This is a genomic window from Nocardia sp. NPDC087230, assembly GCF_044744725.1.
GTDB lineage: Bacteria > Actinomycetota > Actinomycetes > Mycobacteriales > Mycobacteriaceae > Nocardia > Nocardia canadensis.
In genome coordinates this window covers 26903-49720 of the sequence record NZ_JBIUYV010000003.1, presented here as the reverse complement: position 1 = coordinate 49720, position 22818 = coordinate 26903, and the positions used below count along the sequence as shown (strand labels likewise).

Annotated in this window: 1 protein-coding gene; it reads right to left on the bottom strand. The window is 73.6% G+C overall.

The features are described from left to right. Positions 1–18 precede the first annotated feature (18 nt). Positions 19–22818, bottom strand: coding sequence for a non-ribosomal peptide synthase/polyketide synthase (locus ACIO52_RS12245; protein WP_402643649.1), 22800 nt, complete (start codon positions 22816–22818; stop codon positions 19–21).

Genomic DNA, 22818 nt, shown 5'->3' with positions numbered 1-22818 from the left:
ACGGCCGGCTCCGCGATTCTATGCGCCCCGCACCCCCGCTCGCGCATCGGCCCTCGCCGCGTCGACGCCGCCGTCCGCGGGCCCGGCGCCGTCGAGCACGGCGGCGATCGCGGCCAGTGCGGCCTCGCTCGCCATCGCCCAGTGGCTGGCCTCGATCCCGTACCGGTGCACCGCGCCGCCGATGACGCCGGCCCAGCTCGCCGCGCCGCGCGCGCCGGTGGGGTCGTCGACGGTGGCAGCAAAGTAGACCAGGTCGCCGTCGAAGCGCTCGGGCCGGTAGGCGTCGACCATCGTCATCGAGGCCGTGGCGGCGTCGATGATGCGGGCCAGGCGGGTCCGGTCCAGCGCGGCCAGCGGTCCGCCGAGGTCGGCGGCCGCGGCGGCCAGGCCGTCGGCGTCGAAGGTCACGTTGAATTCGTCGCCGGCGAGGCCGCCGAGCAGGTCGCCGACGGTCGGCAGCGGTGTCTGCTCCGGTCCGTCCCCGAGCCAGCTGTCCATCATCGCCAGCCGCGCGACCTCGGCGCCTTCGGCCTGCAACCGGGTGGCGACGGCGTGCGCGAGCAGGCCGCCCAGCGACCAGCCGAGCAGGTGGTAGGGCCCCTCGGGCTGGACGTCGCGGATGGCCGTGACATAGCGCCGGGCCCAGGCGTCGATGCTGTCGGGCAGCGGTTCGTCCGCGGTGAGGGCGGGCGACTGCAGACCGTAGATCGGGCGCTCGGGGTCGAGATGACGGGTCAGGCCGGCGAAGGACCAGGACACCCCGCCCACGGGATGGATGCAGAACAGCGGTGCGCCGGTGCCGTGCGCGCGCAGCGGCAGCAGCACCGCGAACGCGTCGTCGGCCGCGTCGTCCCGGGCGCGGAGCCGTTCCACGACCACGGCGGGTGTCGGGTCGGTGAAGAACCACGCGACCGGCACCGCGACGTCGAGCGCCGCGCTCAGCCGCGAGGACAGCTGCACCGCGGTCAGCGAGTTGCCACCGAGGTCGAAGAAGTTGTCGTCCATGCCGATCCGGTCCAGGTCGAGGACCCGGGCGAATTCCGCGGCGACGAGCCGTTCGGTCTCGGTGACCGGGCCACGGTAGGCGGCCTGGCGCAGCTGCGGCCGTGGCAGGGCGGCGCGGTCGAGCTTGCCGGAGGTGTTGACCGGGAACGCGTCGAGGACGACGACCACCGCGGGCACCAGGTACCCGGGCAGCTCCGCGGCCAGTGCCGCGCGTACCGCGGCCGGGTCGAGCGGATCGCCCTGGGCCCCGGATGATTCCGCGACGACGTAGCCGACGAGCCGGTCCGCGCCCGCCCCCGCCACCACGGTCGCCGCGGCCTGCGCGACGCCGGGCTGGTGCAGCAGCGCGGCTTCCACCTCGCCGAGTTCGAGACGCTGGCCGTTGAGCTTGACCTGGAGGTCGCCGCGACCCACGTAGTCGAGGACGGCCGCACCGTTGTCGCCGGTCCGCAGGCGGACGAGGTCGCCGGTCCGGTACATCCGTTCGCCGGGCCCGGCGAACGGGTCGGGCACGAACCGCTCGGCGGTGAGCCCGGCCGCGCCGACGTAGCCGTGCGCGAGTTGCGCACCGCCGACGTACAGTTCGCCGGTCACACCCGGCGGCACCGGCCGCAGGCGCGCGTCGAGGATGTGGAGCCCGGTGTTCCGCACCGGCGCGCCGATCGGCACCGTCACCGTGTCGGCGTCGCCCACCACGTGGGTGCTGACCTGCACGGCGGTTTCCGTCGGCCCGTACAGGTTGATCACCTGCGCGCCGGTCACCTCGCGGGCCCGTTGGGCCAGTGCCGCGGGCAGGATCTCGCCACCGGCGAACACCCGCCGCAGACCCGCCGGAACACCGACGGGCACCGTCACAGCTCCGCCACCGGCGACCGGTCGGGTGTCTTCGGTCGACGGAAGTGCTTGGCCCGCAACGCCGTTGCGTACCGGGTCGGCCGCCGACGGCCGTGCCGCCGATTCGGCCAGGTAGGCCGCGAGCAGGGTCGGTGCGAACTGCACGGTGTCGATGGCGTGCTCGGCGATCAGGTCGGCCAGGTAGCCGGGATCGCCGTGTCCGCCGGGACGGGCGAGGACCGTGCGGGCGCCGACGCGTGGCGGCAGCAGCAGTTCCCAGATCGAGGCGTCGAAGGTGACCGGCGTCTTGTGCAGCACCGTGTCGCCCGCGGCGAACCCGAATTCGGCGGCCAGCCAGTCGAGCTGGTTGACGATGGCGCGGTGCGGCACCCCGACGCCCTTGGGCAAGCCGGTGGATCCGGACGTGAAGATCACGTACGCGGTGTGCTCGGGCAACAGCGGCTGCACCCGCTCGGCGTCGGTGAGCGGCCCGGCCGGGTAACCGGTGAGGTCGACCGTGTCGGCCACCACCACGTCGACCCCCACCGGCGCGGCGATGACCGGCAGGTCGGCGCGATCGCGGGCGGTGGTGAGCACGCACACCGGCTGCGCGATCCGCAGGACTCGGGTGATCCGCTCGGCCGGATGATCGGGGTCGATCGGCACGTAGGTGCCGCCTGCGGCGAGCACGGCGTGCACCGCGACCAGCAGGTCGGGCGAGCGGCGCGCGGCGACGGCGACCGCCGTGTCCGGCCCGACGCCCTGGTCGACGAGGTGGCGGGCCAGCCGGTTCACCCGGGCCGCGAACTCGGCGTAGGTGAGCGAGACGTCGCCGTCGGTGAGCGCGATCGCGGCCGGCGTCGCGGCGGCCTGCCGGTCGAACGCGACCGGCAGCACCTCGGCCGCCACCGGATGCGCGGTGTCACACCAGGTTTCGAGCAGGCTCCGATCGGCGTCGGTGAGCAGGTCGACCTCGCCGATCGGGCGGGCCGGGTCGGCGGTGACGGCGTCGAGGACCCGCACATAGCCGTCGACGATGCGGGTCGCGGTGGCGGCGTCGAACAGGTCGGTCGCGTAGGTGAGACTCACCGCGCAGCCGCCGTCGGCGGTGTCGGCGAGCACCAGGTCCAGGTCGAACTTGGCGACGGCGGTGTCGGTATCGAGCCCGGTCACGGTGAGGTCGGGCAGGCTGACCTCGGTGGGCGCGGCGTCCAGGTTCTGGAAGGCGAGCATCACCTGGAACAGCGGGCTGTGCGCGGTGGAGCGGACCGGGTCGAGCACGTCGACGAGTCGTTCGAACGGCACGTCGGCGTGCTCGAACGCGTCGAGGTCCACGCGGCGGGCCCGGTCCAGCAGGTCGGTGAAGGGCGCGGCCGGGTCGACGGCGGTCCGCAGCACCAGGGTGTTGACGAACATGCCGACCAGATCGTCGAGCGCGGCCTCGCCGCGACCCGCGACCGGCGTGCCGATGGCGATGTCACCGGTGCCGCTGAGCCGGGCCAGCAGGGCGGCCAGCGCCGCGTGGGCGACCATGAACGCGCTGGCGTCGGCGCGCCGGGCGAGCTGCCCGACCCGCTGCCAGATCTGCGGCGCCACCACGGTGTCCACGCTCGCGCCCCGCTGCGAGGCGACCGCGGGGCGTGGCCGGTCGATGGGCAGGTCGAGCAGTCCGGGCAGCCCGGCCAGCTCGTCGCGCCAGAACCGAACCTGCTCGGCGGCGAGCGACTCGGGGTCGTCCTCGCTGCCCAGCACCTCGCGCTGCCACAGCGTGTAGTCCGCGTACTGGACCTCGAGCGGCGCCCAGCCGGGGTCGGTGCCCGCGCGCCGGGCCAGGTAGGCGGCGGTGGTGTCGCGCAGCAGCGGTCCGGCGGAGAAGCCGTCGGCGCTGATGTGGTGGATCACCACGACCAGCACCACCTCGTCGGGCGCGCAGCGCAGCACGCGCACGCGGACCGGCGGCGCGACGGTGACGTCGAAACCGCGGCCGATCTCCGCGGCCACCATCGCGGGCACGGCGATCGGGTCGACGGTCTCCACGACCGGGGTCGGCACGAACTGCCACACCGCCTGATGGCCGATGCCGTCGATCGCCGGGTACGCGGTGCGCAGCACCTCGTGGCGGTCCAGCACGTCGGCAACGGCGGCGGCCAGCGCCGCCGCGTCCACCTCGCCACGCAGCCGCACCGCGATCGGGATGTTGTAGGCCGCCGACGCCGGATCGAGGCGGTTGAGCAGCCACATGCGCTGCTGGGCCGCCGAGAGCGGGATCCGGTGCGGGCGGCGGGCGGCGCTCAGCGCGATGCCCGCGCCGCTGCCCATCCGGCCGGCGAGCGCCTCGGCCAGGTCGGCGACGGTGGTCGCCTCGAACAGCGTGCGCACCGGTACCCGGGTCGACAGGGCCGCGCCGAGGCGGGCGGCGACCCTGGTGGCGACGAGCGAGTTGCCGCCGAGCTCGAAGAAGTCGTCGTCGAGACCGACCCGGTCGCGGCCGAGCACCTCGCCGAAGACCTCGGCGACCGCGCGCTGGGCCGGGGTGACCGGGGCGCGGAACGGCCTGGCCACGAATTCCGGTGCGGGCAGGGCCTTGCGGTCGAGCTTGCCGGAGGTGTTGAGCGGGAACGCGTCGAGCACGACGATCACCGACGGCACCATGTACGACGGCAGCACCGCCGCCAGGGCCGAACGCAGCTGCGCGGGATCGAGTTCGGCGCCGGGTACCGGCACCGCGTAGCCGACGAGCCGGTCGCCGGTCGGGCTCGCCGACACCACCGCCGTGGCCTGGCTGACCTGCGGCAGGCCGCCCAGCGCGGTCTCGATGTCGCCGAGCTCGATGCGCTGGCCACGGAACTTCACCTGGAAGTCGATGCGCGCCAGATAGATCAGGACCCCGTCACGATTCCAGCGCACCAGATCGCCGGTGCGGTACATGCGCTCGCCCGCCGCGCCGAACGGGTCGGCGACGAACCGGTCGGCGGAGAGGTCGGGACGCCCGAGGTAGCCCCGCGCCAGCTGCTCGCCCGCCAGGTACAACTCACCGGCGACGCCGGGGGCGACCGGCCGCAAGCGTTCGTCGAGGACGTAGACCCGGGTGTTCCACTCGGGCACCCCGATCGGCACGGTCTGCCCGGTCGCGCCGTCGGCGGGCCAGGCGGTGACCGAGACGGCGGCCTCGGTGGGTCCGTACAGGTTGTGCACGGCCGCGGTGGATTTCGCCCCCAGCGCCGCCACCGTGTCCGGGGTGAGCGCCTCGCCGATCGCGAACACCAGCCGCAGGCTCGCCAGCTGGCGCGCGTCGGCGTGCGCGGCGAACATCGCCAGCATCGACGGCACGAAGTCGGCGACGGTGATCGCGCGCGCGGCGACGAGGTCGGCCAGGTACAGCGGGTCGCGATGGCCGTCCGCGGTAGCCAGCACCAGCGTGGCACCGGCCGCCAGCGGGGCGAAGAAGCCCCACACCGACAGGTCGAACCCGGCGGCGGACTTCTGCAAGTACACGTCGTCGCGGTCGATCCGGTATCGCGCGTTGAGCCACGCGATCTGGTTGCGCACGCCCGCGTGACTCATCGCCACGCCCTTGGGCCTGCCGGTCGAGCCGGAGGTGAACAGGACGTAGGCGAGGTTCGAATCCCGCAGGGGTGCCCGAAGTTCCGCCTCGGCTACCGGGTCCGCCGCGTAGACGGAGGTGTCGACGGTGTCGACGACGACGATCCGCGGCACGGGCCAGGCCATGGCGGCGATGCCGGTGCCCGTCGACGACTGCCGGTCGAAGTAGTCGCGCGCGGTGGTGAGCACCAGGTGCGGGCGGGCGGTGTCGAGCACCTGGGCGATGCGCTCGGCCGGGTGATCCGGGTCGACGGGGACGTACGCGCCGCCGGCGGTGAGCACCGCGTACATGGCGACGACGAGATCGATCGAGCGCCGCATGGCCAGGGCCACCAGCACATCGGGGCCGACGCCCTCGGCGACGAGGTGGCGGGCGAGGCGATTGACCCGGGCGTCGAGCTCGGCGTAGGTCAGTTCGGTGTCCTCGGACACGAGCGCGGTCGCTCCGGGCGTCTCGCGTGCGCGGTCGCGGAACGGGGTGAGCAGGGTCGCGGTGCGGTCGATCTCGTGCGCGGTGGCGTTCCACTCGGTGAGGATGCGGGTCCGCTCGGCGGGCTCGAGCACATCGATACCGTCCAGCGGTGTGTGCGGCGCCGCGGCGACGGCGGTGAGCAGCCGTTGCAGCCGGGCCGCGATCGCCGCGGCGGTCTCGGGGTCGATGACGTCGTCGGCGTAGGTGAGCACGCCCGTGACACCGGCGGCGGCGCCGTCGGCGGCGTAGTCGTCGCTGACGATCAGGTGCAGGTCGAATTGGGACAGCGCGCTGTCGGTGTCCAGCGCGGACACCGTGATTCCGGGCAGGGCCAGTTCGGCGCGCTCGAAGTTCTGGAACGACAAGCCCACCTGGAACAGCGGGTGCCTGGCGGTGGAGCGGGCCGGGTCGAGCACCTCGACGAGCCGCTCGAACGGCACGTCGGCGTTGGCGTACACGGCGAGGTCGGTGGCGCGCTGGCGAGCCAGCAGCTGACCGAAGGTCTCCCCCGGCACCAGGCGGGTGCGGAAGACCAGGGTGTTGACGAACATGCCGATCAGGTCTTCCAGCGCGGCCTCACCGCGCCCGGCCACAGGTGTGCCGACGGTGATGTCGGCACTGCCGCTGAGGCGGCCGAGCAGGGCCGCGAACGCGGTGTGCACGACCATGAACAGGGTCGCGCCCGCGTCCCTGGCCAGCTCGGTCAGCCGGGCGTGGGTGGCGGCGTCCAGCGTCACCGGCACCGTGCCGCCGGCGAGGGTGCGCACGGCCGGGCGCGGCCGGTCCAGCGGAAGGGCGAGTTCGTCGGGGAGATCGGCGAGTTCGCCGCGCCAGAAGTCGAGCTGGCGGGCGGCCACCGAGGTGGGGTCGGCTTCGTCGCCGAGGACCGCGCGCTGCCACAGCGCGTAATCGGCGTACTGCACCGGCAGCGGCGTCCACCGGGGGGCGGCGCCGTCGCGGCGCGCCAGGTAGGCGGTCATCAGATCGCGCACCAGCGGCGGGACGGACGAGCCGTCCGCGCTGATGTGGTGCACGACCAGGGCCAGCACCGCCTCCTGCGAGGACGCGGCAGCCGAGACCCCCGCAGGGTCACCGTCGGTGGACTGTCCGGCGGTGAGCCGGTACAGCACGACCTGCCAGGGCACCCCCGCGGTCACGTCGAAGGTGGTGGCAGCCAGTGCGGTGACCGCCGCGACGACCTGATCGGCCGCGATCTCACGGACCCGCAGGGCGACACCGGCCTCGGCGGCGGACAGGATCTCCTGCACCGGGCCGTCGGCGGTCTCGGGGTAGTAGGTGCGCAGCACTTCGTGGCGCTCGACGAGATCGCCGACGGCCGCGGCGAGCGCGTCCACATCGAGGGCCCCGCTGAGCCGCACCGCGATCGGCACGTTGTATCCGGCCGACTCGGGATCGAACCGGTTGAGGAACCACATGCGCTGCTGCGCGGGCGACAGCGGCAGCACGGCGGGGCGCTCTCCCGCGGCCAGCGCCAGCCGGGCCGCGCCCTCGGCGCTGTCGAGCGCGGCGGCCAGCGCGGCCACCACGGGGGTCTCGAAGATCCGCGCCACCGGCACCTGCCGGTCCAGCGCGGCCCCGAGCCGGGCGGCGACCCGAGTCGCGATGAGCGAATTGCCGCCCAGATCGAAGAAGTCGTCGTCGGCGCCGACCAGGTCGAGGCCGAGCACCTCCGCGACCACCCCGGCCACCAGCTGCTCCGACGGCGTCGCCGGTGCGCGGAAGGCGCGCGCGAGGAGTTCAGGAGCGGGCAGTGCCCGCCGATCGAGCTTGCCGGACGCGTTCACCGGCAGCGTGTCGAGTACCACGAAGGCGCTCGGCACCATGTAGGCCGGAAGTGCTTGCCGCAGAGTGGATTTCACCGGCTCCAGGTCGATCGCGCGACCACCCGACCGGTCGCGGTTCGCCGCCGCGTCCGAGCGGTCCGCATCGAGGCCCGGCCCAGCCGGCGCTTCCGCCGCGGTCGCGGCGCCGGCGGCGAGTGTCTCGCCGGACGGGGCGTGGCGTGCGCTTTCCGTGCTCGCGGGGACGAGGTACGCGGTGAGATAGTCGCCGGTGCCGTCGTCGCGGACGGTGACGACGGCACGGTCGACGGCGTCGAGGCCGGACAGGACGGCTTCGATCTCGCCGAGTTCGATGCGCAGGCCGCGCAGTTTCACCTGGAAGTCGGTGCGGCCCAGGTATTCCAGTTCGCCGCCGCGGGTGCGCACGACGAGGTCGCCGGTGCGGTACATACGCTCCCCCGGCATCCCGTACGGGTCGGCGACGAAGCGGTCCGCCGTCAGATCGGGGCGGGCCAGATAGCCGCGGGCCAGCTGGACCCCGGCCAGGTACAGCTCGCCGGGGGTACCGACGGGCACGGGCCGCAGGCGGGCGTCGAGCACGTGCAGCGCGGTGTTGGCGACGGGGGCGCCGATCGGCACGGTGACGGTGTCGGCGTCGGTGACCTCGTGGAAGGTGACGTCGACGGCGGCCTCGGTCGGCCCGTACAGATTGTGCACGGCCACCCCGGGCAGCAGTGCGCGCAGCCGCTGGGCGTCGGCGGCGGGCAGCGCCTCACCGGAGGCGAACACCTGGCGCAGCGACACACAGTCGGCGGCCCGGGGTTCGGCGAGGAACGCCGCCAGCATCGAGGGCACGAAGTGCGCGACATCGACGCCGGCGCGGGTGATCAGCTCCGCCAGGTAGGCGGGATCGCGGTGCCCGTCGGGACGGGCGATCACCAGGGTGGCGCCGACCTGCAAGGGCCAGAACAACTCCCATACCGACACGTCGAAGGTGATCGGCGTCTTCTGCAGCACGACGCCGTTCGCGTCGAGCCGGTACGCATCCTGCATCCAGACCAGGCGGTTGACGATCGCGGTGTGGCTGACCGCCACGCCCTTGGGCTTGCCGGTCGAGCCCGAGGTGAACAGCACGTACGCCAGATCGGCCGCGCGCAGCGGCCGGATCCGGTCGGCGTCGGTGACCGGATCGGCGGCGAACCCGGACAGGTCCAGGTCCGCGGGATCGACGGTGCGGGTGCCGGTGTCGGGGAACCCCGCGCCGGCGAGCACGCACACCGGGGCCGCGGTCGCCAGCACGTCGGCGATCCGGTCGGCCGGGTGGTCGGGGTCCAGCGGCAGGTAGGCCGCGCCCGCCGCCTGCACGGCGTAGATCGCGACGAGCAGGTCGATGCCGCGGCGCAGGCCGACCCCGACGACGGCGCCGGGACCCACGCCCTGGCCGATCAGGAATCGCGCCGTGCGGGCGACGCGAACGGCGAACTCGCCGTAGGTGATCCGCTGACCTTCGAAGTCGAGGGCGACGGCCTCGGGTGTGCGCGCGGCTTGCGCGGCGAACATCGAGACGAGCGTCGCCGCGGTGTCCAGCGGCGCGGCGGTGTCGTTCCACGCCGCGAGCTGGGCGGTCTCGGCGGGACCGAGCAGGTCGATCTCCCCGACCCGGCGCGCCTCGTCGGCGACCACCGCGGCCAGGACGCGGACGAAGCGCTCGCCGAAGGCCACGACGGTGTCGGCGTCGAACAGGTCGGTGGCGTAGCGCAGCCAGCCACGCAGGCCGGGTTCCCCGGCGGCGCCGGTGATCTCGTCGAGCGCCAGCGACAGGTCGAACTGGGTGGTCGCGGCGGGCAGCGCGAACTCGTCGATCCGCAGACCGGGCAGCTCGATGCTGGTGTCGTCGCGGTGCTCGAACGCCAGCATCACCTGCACGATCGGCGAATACGCGGTCGAGCGGGCCGGATTCAGCTCCTCGACCAGCCGCTCGAACGGCAGCTCGGCATGGGCGAAAGCGCGCAGATCGGCCTCGCGCACGTGCGCGAGCACGTCGGCGAATCCGGCGCCCGCGTCGACCGTGGTCCGCAGCACCAGGGTGTTGACGAACATGCCGACCAGATCGTCGAGCGCGGCATCGGCCCGGCCCGCGACCGGCGTTCCGACCACGATGTCGGCTCCGGCCCCCTGCCGCGACAGCAGCACGGCGAAGGCCGCGTGCACCACCATGAAGGTGGAGACACCGTGGCGGCGGGCCAGCTCCTCGATCCCGGCCAGCACGTCGGCGGGCACGTCGAACCCGACGGCCCCACCCGCACCCGTGCGCACCGCGGGCCGCGGCCGATCGGTGGCGAGTTCCAGCGCCGGGGCGAGCCCGGCCAATTCCTCGCGCCAGTGCCGCAGCTGCCGGGCCAGCCGCGACGCCGGGTCGGCGGCATCGCCGAGCACCGCGTGCTGCCACAGCGTGAAGTCGGGATACTGCACCGGCAGCGGCTCCCACGCCGGCGCCTGCCCCGCACTGCGCGCGGCATACGCGGTGAGCAGATCCCGGGCCAGCGGCGTGGTCGACACCCCGTCGGCGGCGATGTGATGCACCGCGAGCACCAGCACGTGCTCGACCTCGCTCGGCGTGGACGCCGCATCGCCGCGCAGGGCGGCTTCGGCCACCCCACCGGCGAGGGCGGCACCATGGCGCGCGGCGGCGACGGAGGACCCGTTCCGACCGGCGGGGATCGACCGCAGCAGCGCGGCGCGGACCGGCGGCTGAGTCGTCAGGTCGTAGCCCGCCCCGACGATCTCGCGCACGGCCTCGGCCAGGTCCGCTTCGGCGATCTCACCGACGACGGCGGGCGGCAGCACCCGGTCCACCGCGAGGACGACCTGGGTGGGTCCCTCGGCGTCTTCGGGGAATACCGTCCGCAGCGACTCGTGCCGCGCGAGCACATCGCCCAGCGCCGCCCACAGCGCGTCGGTGTCCAGCGCGCCGGTCAGGCGCAGCGCGATCGGCAGGGTGTAGACGGCCGAGTCGGGGTCGATGCGGTTGAGCAGCCACAGGCGGGTCTGGGCCAGCGACAACGGGATCCGGGCCGGGCGCGGGTCCACCACGGTCAGCGCGGGCAGCCGCTCGCCGTGGGTGGCGGCACGGGCGGCCAGGCCGGCGACGGTCGGGGCGTCGAACACATCGCGCACGTCGAGCGCGCTGCCCAGCGCCGCGTTGGCGCGGGCGACGAGCCGCATGGCGAGCAGGGAGTTGCCGCCGATGTCGAAGAAGTCGTCGTCGGCGCCGACGCGGGGCAGCCCGAGCAGCTCACCGACCACGGCAGCGAGCGCGGTCTGCGCGCCCGGTCGCGGCGCCACATACGCGGTGGTCACCGACAGGTCGGCGGCCGGCAGCGCGGCACGGTCCAATTTGCCCGCGGAGTTGAGTGGGACGGTGTCGAGCACCACCAGGTGGGCGGGCACCATGTACGCGGGCACCCGGCTCGCGACGTGCGCGCGCACCACGGCGGGGTCGACGGCACCGGCGACGTAGGCGACCAGGCACTGCCGCCCGGCGTCGTCGGTCGCGGGCAGCACGGTCGCGTGGGTGACGCCGGGAGCGTCGCCGAGGGCGGCCTCGATCTCGCCCAGCTCGATCCGCAGGCCACGGATCTTGACCTGGAAGTCGTTGCGGCCCAGGTACACCAGCGCACCGGCGCGATCGCGGCGCACCAGATCACCGGTCCGGTACATGCGTGCGCCGTCGGGGCCGTACGGGTCGGCGACGAAGCGGTCGGCGGTCAGGTCGGGCCTGCCCAGGTAGCCGCGGGCGAGCTGGTCGCCCGCCAGGTACAGCTCACCGGCGACCCCGGCGGGCACCGGATGCAGCCGCTCGTCGAGCACGTAGGCGCGCACGTTCCAGCTCGGCCTGCCGATCGGCAGCTCGGTCTGCTCGACCGGCGCGGTGATGTGCTGGAAGGTGCTGGTGATCGTCACCTCGGTCGGGCCGTAGGTGTTGTGCAGTTCGGCGGGCAGGGTGGCGAGCACGGTGGCCGCCAGCGCGGCGGGCAGTTCCTCGCCGCCCAGATGCAGCATCCGCAGTCCGCGCAGGTCCTCGGCCAGCCCTTCGGCGAGCATCGCGGCCAGCACCGACGGCACGAACTCGGCGATGGTGACGCCCTGTTCGCGCACCACCCGCGCCTGGTAGGCGAGGTCGAGGTGGCCGCCGGGCCGCAGCAGGACCAGGGTGGCGCCGAGCAGCGCCGGGCACAGCAGCTCCCACAGCGAGACGTCGAAGGTCAGCGGCGCGCGCTGCAGCAGCCGGTCGGCCGCGGTCAGGTCGTATTCGCCACGCAGCCAGCACAGTTCGTTGACCACGGCCCGATGCGAGACCAGCACGCCCTTGGGCAGACCGGTGGAGCCGGAGGTGAACAGCACGTAGGCGGGGTGCTCGGGATGCAGCGGAGCGAGGCGTTCGGCATCGGTGACCGGGCCGCCGTGGACCGGCGGCTGCGCGGGGTCCTCGAGCTGCGCGACGGTCAGCACCGGGAAGCCGGAGCGCGAGGCGGCGGCGAAATGCACCGAGGCCGTAGCGGATCGGATGCCGCGGTCGACATGGTCGAGCGCGTCGTCCGAGGCGGCGACGACCAGGCGCGGCGCCGCGGTCTCGAGCACGTGCCCGATGCGGTCGGCGGGCTGGGCCGGATCGATCGGCACGTACACGCCACCGGCGGCGAGCACACCGTGCAGTACCACCAGTAGCTCGATGCCGCGAGGCACCGCGACCGCGACCGGGGTCTCGGGGCCGACGCCGCAGTCGATCAGCCTGCGCGCGAGCCGGTTCGCCCGGGCGGCGAGGGCGCCGTAGGTGATCTCGGCGCCGTCGCAGACGGCGGCGACGGCGTGCGGGTCACGGGCGGCGGCCGCGTCCACCAGATCTGCGGCCAGCGGAGCGCGCAGGCCGAGTTCGGCGAGGACGGGGTCGAGTGGCACGAGGTCACCGTGCGGACCGGCGAGCAGTCGCGCGCGGGCGCTGTCGTCGAGCACGGCGAGGTCACCGACGGCGGTGCCGGGCGCGGTGACGGCGGCGCGCAGCACCCGCTCCAGCATGCCGACCAGGGTCGCGATGGTGTCGGCGTCGAAGAGGTCGGTGGCGTAGCGCAGTTCGAGGTCGAGACCGTCGGCGGTGCCGTCGGCGGCGTAGTGGTCGACGAAGGTGAAGTCCAGGTCCACTTCGATCGGCGCGTCCGGCAGGGTCAGCCCGGACAGGGTCAGGCCGGGCAGCTCGAACGCGGTGGTGCGCTGGTTCTGCAGCGCCAGCGACACCTGGTACAGCGGCGAATAGCCCTGGGAGCGAGCCGGGTTGACGGCGTCGACGAGGCTTTCGAACGGCACGTCGGCGTGCTCGAAGGCGTCGAGGTCGCCGGCGCGGATGTCGTCGAGCAGGGCGCTGAACGGCGCGGCGGCGGACACGCTCGCCCGCAGCACCAGGGTGTTGACGAACATGCCGACGATGTCGTCGAGTTCGCGATGCCCACGGCCGGCGACGGGCGTGCCGACGACGATGTCGGTGCCCGCCGACAGCCGCGCCAGCAGCACCGCGAGCCCGGCGTGCAGCACCATGAACGGGGTGGCGCGCTGCGTGCGGGCGAGCTGGTCGATGCGGCGGTGCAGTTCGGCGTCGAGGGTGGTGGTGAAGGTGGCGCCGCGGTTGGAGGCGATCAGCGGCCTGCGGCGGTCGGCGGGCAAGGTGAGTACGTCGGGCAGTCCCGCGAGCCGGTCGGTCCAGTAGGCGAGCTGGTGGGCCAGCGGCGCGTCGGGATCGTCGGCGCTGCCGAGGCCTTCGGTCTGCCACAGCGCGTAGTCGGCGTAGTGCACGGCCAGGGCGGGCAGCTGCGGCTCGGCACCGGCACTGCGGGCCGCGTAGGCGGCGACCAGGTCGCGAGTGAGCGGCCCCATCGACCAGCCGTCGGCGGCGATGTGATGCACGACCAGTACCAGGACGTGCTCGGTCGGCGACACCCGCAGCAGCGCGGCGCGCACCGGCACCTCGGTGGTGATGTCGAAGCCGCCGTCGAGCGTCGCGGCCACGGCTGCGGCCACGTTCCCGGCCTCGATCTCGGTCACCGCGAGCGCGGGGACGAACGGCGCGCCGACGAGCTGGGTGGCCTGCCCGTCGAATTCGGGATAGGTGGTGCGCAGCGTCTCGTGCCGGGCGATCAGGTCGCCCAGGGCGCCGCGCAGCGCGACGGTGTCCAGGTCGCCGCTGAGCCGGATCGCGACCGGGATGTGGTACGCCGTGGAGGACGGATCGAAACGGTGCAGGAACCACAGGCGCTGCTGCGCCGGCGAGAGCGGAATCCGTGGCGGCCGTGGGCCCGCCACCGGTCCGCGCCTGCTGCCGGTGCCGCGCAGCGCGTCCAGGCGGACCGCGAGACCGGCGACGGTGCTCGCCTCGAACAGTTCCCGCACCGGGACCTTCGCGTCCAGGGCCGCGCCGAGTCGCGCGGCCACCTGGGTGGCGAGCAGCGAGTTGCCGCCCAGGGCGAAGAAGTCGTCGTCGGCGCCGACCCGATCGAGTCCGACGACGTCGGCGAAGGTCGCCGCGACGATCCGTTCGGTGGCGGTCGACGGCTCGCGGTACTCCCGCTCCGGCGATTCCGGCGCGGGCAGGGCCCGGCGGTCGAGCTTGCCGGAGCTGTTGATCGGCAACGCGTCGAGGACGACGTAGGCGCCGGGCACCATGTAGGACGGCAGCACCGCCGCGACGGCGGCATCGAGGACGGCCGGCGTCAAGGACTGCGCTACCGCTGCCTGTCCGTCGGCCGACCTCCTGACCGCGGGGTTCGGACCGGTGACGTCGCCGGCCGCACCTGGGCGGGCAGCGGGCGCGATATAGGCGACGAGCTGGTCCGGGCGATCGTCGTCGGAGCGGACGATCACCGCGACCCGGCCGACACCCGGGACCGCCGCCAGGGCGGCCTCGATCTCGGCGGGTTCGATGCGCAGGCCGCGCAGCTTCACCTGGAAGTCGGTACGGCCCAGGTAGTGCAGGGCCGGTCCGGCGTGACCGGTGCGCCAGACCACCAGGTCGCCGGTGCGGTAGAGGCGGTCGCCGGTCCCGAACGGGTCGGCGACGAAACGCTCGGCGGTCAGGTCGGCGCGGCCGTGATAGCCGTCGGCCAGCTGGGCGCCCGCCACGTACAGCTCGCCCGGAACACCGGCGGGCACCGGGCGCAGCCGCGAATCCAGCACGTACACGCGGGTATTGGCGACGGGCGTGCCGATCGGAGCGGCGGCGGTCGGCTCGGCGCCGACCCGGTGGGTGGTGACCTGGACGGCGGTTTCGGTGGGGCCGTACAGGTTCACGACGGCGGCACCGGTGGCGGCGCGCACACGCTGGGCCAGTTCGGTGGTCAGGGCCTCACCACCGGCGAAGACCAGGCGCAGGCTCTCCGCGCGCACCGGCTCGGCGACGACGGCGGCCAGCACCGACGGCACGTACTGCACGACGCTGACCGCGTGCCGCGCGGTCGCGGCGGCCAGATAGGCCGGGTCGCGGTGCCCGTCGGCGGTGGCGAGGACCAGCCGCGCGCCGGTCTGCAACGGCCACAGCAGTTCCCACACCGACGCGTCGAAGGTGAACGGGGTCTTCTGCAGGACGACGTCGTCGCCGGTGAGCGCGTACTCGCGCTGCAACCACAGCAGCTGGTTGACCACGGCCCGGTGCGGCACCGCCACACCCTTGGGCCTGCCGGTCGAGCCGGAGGTGAACAGCACGTAGGCGAGGTGATCGGGCCGCAGCGGGGTGGTCCGTTCCTCGTCGGCGAGCGGCGCCGCCGAGAGCTCCGACAGCTCCAGGGTGTCGATCTCGACGACCGAGTCCCCCACGGCCACACCGTGACCGGTGGCGGTCAGCACGCAGACCGGTGCCGTGCACGCCAGCACGTACGCGGTCCGCTCGGCCGGATGATCCGGGTCGACCGGCACGTACGCGGCACCGGCCGCGAGCACGGCGTGCACGGCGACGAGCTGATCGAGACCGCGCCGCAGGGCTACGGCGACCATCGCTCCCGGTCCCGCGCCCATGCCGACGAGGTGCCGCGCCAGACGATGGACTCGGCTCGCGAACTCCGCGTACGTCAGCGATTCGACGGGGCTCGCGTCCGAGACCGGTTCGTCCGCCGGGTCGGTGTCGACGACCACCGCGACGGCGTCCGGCGTGGCGGCGACCTGGTCGGCGACCAGCGAGGCGAGCGTGGCCGCGGCGTCCAGGGGCAGGTCGGTGGCGTTCCAGGCGGTCAGGATCTCGATGGATTCGGCCGGGTCGAGCAGGTCGAAATCACCGACCGGCCGGTCGGGGTCGGCGAGGACGCCGTCGAGCAGCCGGTGCAGGCGGGTGGCGAACCCGGCGACGGTGGTCGCGTCGAACAGGTCGGTGGCGTAGAGGAACGCGCCGGACAGGCCCGCGGGGGCGCCGTGCTCGTCGCGGTGCTCGGTGAGGGTCAGTTCGAGGTCGAACTTGGCGACGGCGGTCGGCAAATCGACGCCGGCGACGGTGAGCCCGGGCAGGGCCAGGACCCGCGGGGTGTCCTCGTTGAGCGACAGCATCACCTGGAACAGCGGGTTGCGCGCGGTGGAGCGAACCGGGTCGAGCACCTCGACCAGCCGCTCGAACGGCACGTCGGCGTGGTCGAAGGCCGCGAGGTCGGTCTCGCGTACGCGGGCCAGCAGTTCGGTGAACGAGGCGGCGGGAGCGACCTGCGTCCGCAGCACGAGGGTGTTGACGAACATGCCGACCAGGTCGTCGAGGGCCCGGTCACCGCGCCCCGACACCGGGGTGCCGATCGCGATGTCGGTGGTCGCCGACAGCCGCGCGAGCAGGACCGCGAACACCGCGTGCGCCGCCATGAACACCGTCACACCCCGTGCCCGCGCGAATTCGGCCAGCGCGCGGTGTGTTTCGGCATCGATGTCGATCGGGTGCAGCGCACCGCTGCGCGAGGCGATCGCGGGCCGGGTCCGGTCGGCGGGCAGTTCCAGCTGCTCGGGGACGCCCGCGAGGGTGTCCGCCCAGAACGACAGCTGTCGCGCCGCCACCGATGCCGGATCGGCGGCGTCCCCGAGGACGGCGTGCTGCCACACCGCGTAGTCGGCGTACTGCACACTCAGCGCCGACCACTGCGGCACGTTCCCGGTGGCCCGGGCGCCGTAGGCGGTGAGCACATCGCGGATCAGCGGTCCGAACGAGAACCCGTCGGCGGCGATGTGATGCAGCACGATCACGAGCACGTACTCGGCCGCGCCGGCTGCCGGGTCCGTCGGCACCGGCGACGCACCGGACGAATCAGCCGCTGCCGCACCGTCGGTGACGCGCAGCAGCGTCGCCCGGATCGGAGCGTCGACGGTCAGGTCGAAGCCCGTGGTGGCGCAGGCGCGCACCGCGTCGGTCAGCGCGGCCGTGCCGACGATCTGCGGCAGCACCTCCGGGACGAGGCCGGTGGCGGGCAGGATCTCGGCGATCGCCTGTCCGTCGCGCTCCGGGTAGCGGGTGCGCAGGACTTCGTGCCGGTCCAGCACGTCGACGAGGGCGGCCTGCAGCGCGGCGACATCGAGCGCGCCGGTCAGCCGCACCGCCATCGGGATGTTGTCGGTGGCCGAGCCGGGGTCGAACCGGTTGAGGAACCACATGCGCTGCTGGGCGGGCGAGAGCGGCAGCGGATCGGGGCGGGTGCCCGCGACGAGGGCGGGGCCCGCGCCGGTGCCGCGCAGCCGGTCGGCGGCCGCGGCGAGGGCGAGCACCGTCGTGGTGTCGAAGAGCTGGCGGACCGGGATGCGGAGATCGAGGTCGGTGCCGAGGCGGGCCATCAAGCGGGTCGCCAGCAGCGAGGTGCCGCCCAGGTCGAAGAAGTCGTCGTCACGGCCGACCCGGTCCAGGCCGAGGACCTCGGCGAACGCGGCGGCGACGGCCTGCTCGGTCGGCGACTCGGGGGCGCGGTAGGCGGCGGCCTCGAACACCGGCGCGGGCAGCGCGGCGCGGTCGAGCTTGCCGACCGGGGTCAGCGGCACGGTGTCGAGGGTGACGATCGCGGCCGGCACCATGTGCGCGGGCAGATGCGCGGCGACGTGCGCGATCAGCGTCGCGGTGTCGACGCCCGCGCCCGCGACCGGCACCACGTAGGACACGAGGACGGTCGCGCCCGCCTCGGTGCGGTGACCGAGGGTGGCGGCGAAGTCCACGTCGGCGTGCCGGGCCAGGACGGCGTCGATCTCACCGAGCTCGATCCGGAAGCCGCGCACCTTCACCTGGAAGTCGTTGCGGCCCAAGTACTCCAGGTCCCAGTCGGCGCCGGTGCGGACCCAGCGCACGGTGTCACCGGTGCGGTACATCCGCTCCCCCGGCGCGCCGTAGGGATTGGTGACGAACCGGCCCGCGGTGAGCGCGGGCCTGCGATGGTAGCCGCGCGCCAGCTGCGCCCCGGCGATGTACAGCTCGCCGACGACACCGGCCGGAACGGGACGCAGCCGCTCGTCGAGCACCAGTTCGGTGGTGCCCTCGACCGGCGCGCCCAGGGTGATCGGCGTTGCCGCCGTGAGGGGTGCGCTGATGTTGGTGACGATGGTGGTCTCGGTGGGACCGTAGCCGTTGCGGAACACCAGACCGGGGATCGCCGCGGTCCACCGCGCCACCAGTTCCGCCGGGCACGCCTCACCACCGACGACCACGACCCGCAGCTCGTCGAGCCCGTCCGGATTCACCGTGGCCAGCGCCGACGGTGTGATGATCACATGGGTCACCCGCTCGGTCCGCAGCAGCTCACCCAGCTCCGCCCCGCCGAACACGCCGGTCGGCGCGACCACCATGGTCGCGCCGTGTGTGACGGTCAGCAGTAGCTCGGCCACCGAGATGTCGAACGACGGCGAGGCCACGTGCAGCACCCGCGCGTCCGCCGACGCCCGATACCGCCCCGCCTGCACCGGCAGATACGCCGCGACGGCACCGTGCGGGATCACCACGCCCTTGGGCAGACCGGTGGTCCCGGAGGTGTAGATGACATAGGCGGGGTCCAGCGGATCCACCGCACGACGTTGTTCGGCCGGCAGGAAGCTGTCGACGTCGGAGGCCGCGGCGGCGGCATCCGCCGTGCCGAGCCGGTTCGTCGCCTCGGCGCTCGCCACGGCGTCGAGCGCGAGCCACTCCACGGTGGCGGGCAGATCGGCACGGACGGACCCGACCGTGATGCCCACAGCCGCTCCGGAGTCCGCGAGCATGTGGGTGATGCGGTCGGCGGGGTAGGTCGGGTCGACCGGCAGGAAACCGGCGCCGGAACGCACGACACCCCACACGGCGGTGACGGAGTCGGCGGAACGCGGGATGCTCACGGCGACAAGGTCACCGGCGCCGATGCCGCGACCGGTCAGGTGCGCGGCCAGGCGCGCGGACGCGGCGTCGAGTTCGCCGTAGGTCACGGTGCGCGCGCCGTCGCGGATCGCGATCGCGGCCGGGTCGGCGGCGGCCTCGGCCAGCACCTGCGGCAGCAGCGGGAAGGGATCGGACGGGCCGCCGGTACGACTGGTCAGCTCCGTGAGTTCGGTGTCGATCAGCAGCGGCAGGTCGGCGACCAGGGTCTGCGGCGCGGCGGCGATCGCGGCGAGCAAGCCGGTGAAGCGACGCACCATCCGCGTGATGGTGGACTCGTCGAACAGGTCGGTGGCGTAGGAGAATTCGCCGGACAGACCGGTGGCGTCGGACGCACGCAGGGTCACCGACAGATCGAACTTCTCGATGTCGTAGGGCAGGTCGACGGCGGCGGCACGCAGGCCGGGCAGCTCGAATGTGGTCGGCGGCAGGTTCTGCAGTGCCAGCGCCACCTGGAACAGCGGGTGACGACCGGCCGAGCGCGGCGGCGCGAGCACCTCCACCAAGCGCTCGAACGGCAGGGTGGTGTGGTCGAACGCGGCCAGATCGCCGGTGCGGACCCGGCCGAGCAGTTCGGCGAAGGACTCCCCGCCGCGCACCTCGGTGCGCAGGATCGCGGTGTTGACGAACATGCCGATGACATCGTCGAGTTCGGCGGCGCCACGCCCGGCGACCGGGCTGCCGATCGCCACGTCGGTAGTCCCCGACAGGCGCGCGATCAACACCGACAGCGCGGCGTGCAGGACCATGAACAGGGTCGCGCCCTGCTCGGCCGCCACCGCATTCAGCGTCGCCACCAGCTCGGCGTCGAGCGCGAACTCGACCCGGCGGCCTCGCATCGACGCGACGGCGGGACGCGGGTGATCGGTCGGCAGGCTGGATTCGTCCGGCAGCCCGGCCAGCGCCTCGCGCCAGTAGGCGATCTCCCGCCCGGCCCTGGAGTCGGCATCGTCCTCGGACCCGAGCAGTGCTCGCTGCCACAGCGCGTAATCGGCGTACTGCACCGGCAGCGGCGCCCACTGCGGCGCCGTGCCTTCGGTCCGCGCGTAGTAGGCGGTCATGGTGTCCCGCACCAGCGGGCCGGCCGACCAGCCGTCCGAGGCGATGTGGTGCACCACCAGCACCAGCACGTGGTCACCGTCGACCTCGTACAACCGCGCCCGCAGCGGCGGCGCGGCGGTGACATCGAACCCGCGCAGAATCTCCGCGGCCAGCGTCTCGGGAAGGTCGTGCGCCGCGACACCGATGGGCGTGAGGATGCGGGACAACACCGACGCCGACTCGACCCCGCCGACCCCCGACCCGGCCGTAGCGCCGGCAACGCTCGCAGCGTCGGCAGCGAGAAGGGTCGAGTTCGACTCGGCCGCAAGCACATCGAGTGCCTCCGCCGGGGACAGCACGTGCTGTGTCCCGACCCCGTCGACCTCCGGGTACACCGTCCGCAGCACCTCGTGCCGGGCGATCAGATCGCCGACGGCGGCGCGCAGGGCGTCCAGCTCGAGCGCGCCGGACAGGCGGACGGCGATCGGGATGTTGTAGGCGCCGGTCTCCGGATCGAACCGGTTCAGGAACCACATCCGCTGCTGGGCGGGCGAGAGCGGCAGCACCTCGGGGCGCGGGCCCGCGACCAGAACCGGGCGGTCGTCGACGGGCCCGCCGTCGACGAGCTTCGCCAGCACGGCGACGGTCGGATTGTCGAAGAAGTCCCGCACATCGACCCGCACACCGAAATTCGCCTGCAGGCGGGCGATGGCACGGGTGGCGATGAGCGAGTTGCCGCCGAGGCGGAAGAAGTCGTCGTCCAGGCCGACGGTCTCGACGTCGAGCAGATCGCCGAACAGCGCCGCCACGGCGCGCTCGGTGGTGGTGACCGGCGCGCGGAACTCCGCGGCCGCGACCCGGAAGTCGGGCTCCGGCAGGGCCTTACGATCCAGCTTGCCGCTGGCGTTGATCGGCATCGCGGGCAGCTGCACCAGCAGCGAGGGCACCATGTACTCGGGCATCGACGCCTTCGCGTGCGCGACCAGCTCGGCCTCGTCGAGCGGTGCGCCGTCGACACTGACCACATAGCCGACCAACGCCTCGCCCGCGGCATGCCGATGCAGCACCACCGCGGCATTGCCGACGCGCGGATGCGCGGCCAGCACGGCCTCGATCTCCCCGAGCTCGATCCGCAGACCACGTAGCTTCACCTGGAAGTCGGTGCGCCCCAGGTATTCCAGCTCGTCCCCGCCGGGCAGCTGCCGCACCAGGTCACCGGTGCGGTACATGCGCTCGCCGGGCACGCCGTACGGATTGGCGACGAAGCGATCGGCGGTCAGGCCCGGCCGGGCGACATAGCCGCGCGCCAGCTGCACCCCGGACAGGTACAGCTCGCCCACCACACCCGCGGGTACCTGGTCGAGGTTCTCGTCGAGCACCAGCAGCCCGGTGTCGTCGGCGGGACCGCCGATCGGCACCGATACCTCGTCGGCGTCGCTCACCTCGTGCGCGGTCACGTCGACCGCCGCCTCGGTGGGCCCGTACAGGTTGTGCAGCGCGGTCGCCGACAGCTTGCGCAACCGCGTGGCGGTGGCGGCGGGCAGCGCCTCCCCGGAGGCGAACACCATCCGCAGCGAGGACAGGTCCACCGGTGCGGTGGTCTCGGACAGCTCACCGGCGAACGCGGCCAGCATCGAGGGCACGAAGTGGGTGACGCTGACCCGGTGCTCGGCGATCAGCGCGGCCAGGTAACCGGGATCACCGTGGCGACCGGGTTCCGCGACGACCAGTCTGGCGCCGATCTGCAAGGGCCAGAACAGCTCCCACACCGACACGTCGAAGGTGTAGGGCGTCTTCTGCAGCACCACGTCGGCATCGGAGAGCGCGTAGCGGCGCTGGCGCCAGTCCAGGTTCGCCACGATCGCGCCGTGGGTGACCGCCACGCCCTTGGGTCGGCCGGTCGAGCCCGAGGTGAAGATGACGTAGGCGGTATTGCCCGCCCGCGCGCCGCCGTCCACCGCGGCGGGCGGCGCGGTCCAGTCGATGTCGTCGGTGCGCAGCACGGGGACGCCGTTGAGATCGGGCTCGTCGGCGGCCCGGGTCACTACCACGACCGGACGGGCCACCTCGAGCACGTAGTGCAGCCGGTCCACCGGGTGATCGGGGTCCAGCGGCACGTAGGCGCCACCGGCGCGCACGATCGCGTGCACCGCGACGATCAGCTCGAGGCCGCGTCGCATCGCCAGCCCGACCAGCGCCTCCGGTCCCACCCCGAGGGCGACCAGCCGCCCGGCCAGCACCCGCACCCTGGCATCGAATTCGGCGTAGGTCAGCGTCCGCGCGCCGAACTGCACCGCGACCAGGTCGGGGGTGCGGGCCAGCTGCTCGGCGAAGCGGTCGACCAGGGTCGGCGCCTGCCCCGCCATCGGCGGCTCCATACCCAGGGCGGCCAGGGCGTCACCGGCCAGCGCGTCCAGCAGCACTCCGAAGGTGCCGTCGGCGGCGTCGACCACGCCGGGGAACAGTTCGGCGAGCACGACCTGCACGAGGCTCTCGGGGTCCAGTGCGCCACCGGTCAGCTCGGCCATCGTCGTCAGCTGGGCGTCGAGGTCGGCGTAGGACACCGCGGTGCCGTCGAAATCCACCGCGATCCGGGCCGGCTCCATCGCCGCGACCGTCGCCACCAGCGCCGCCAGCTGTTCTGTTCCCGCGCGCGCCGGAGTGGTGTTGGTCAT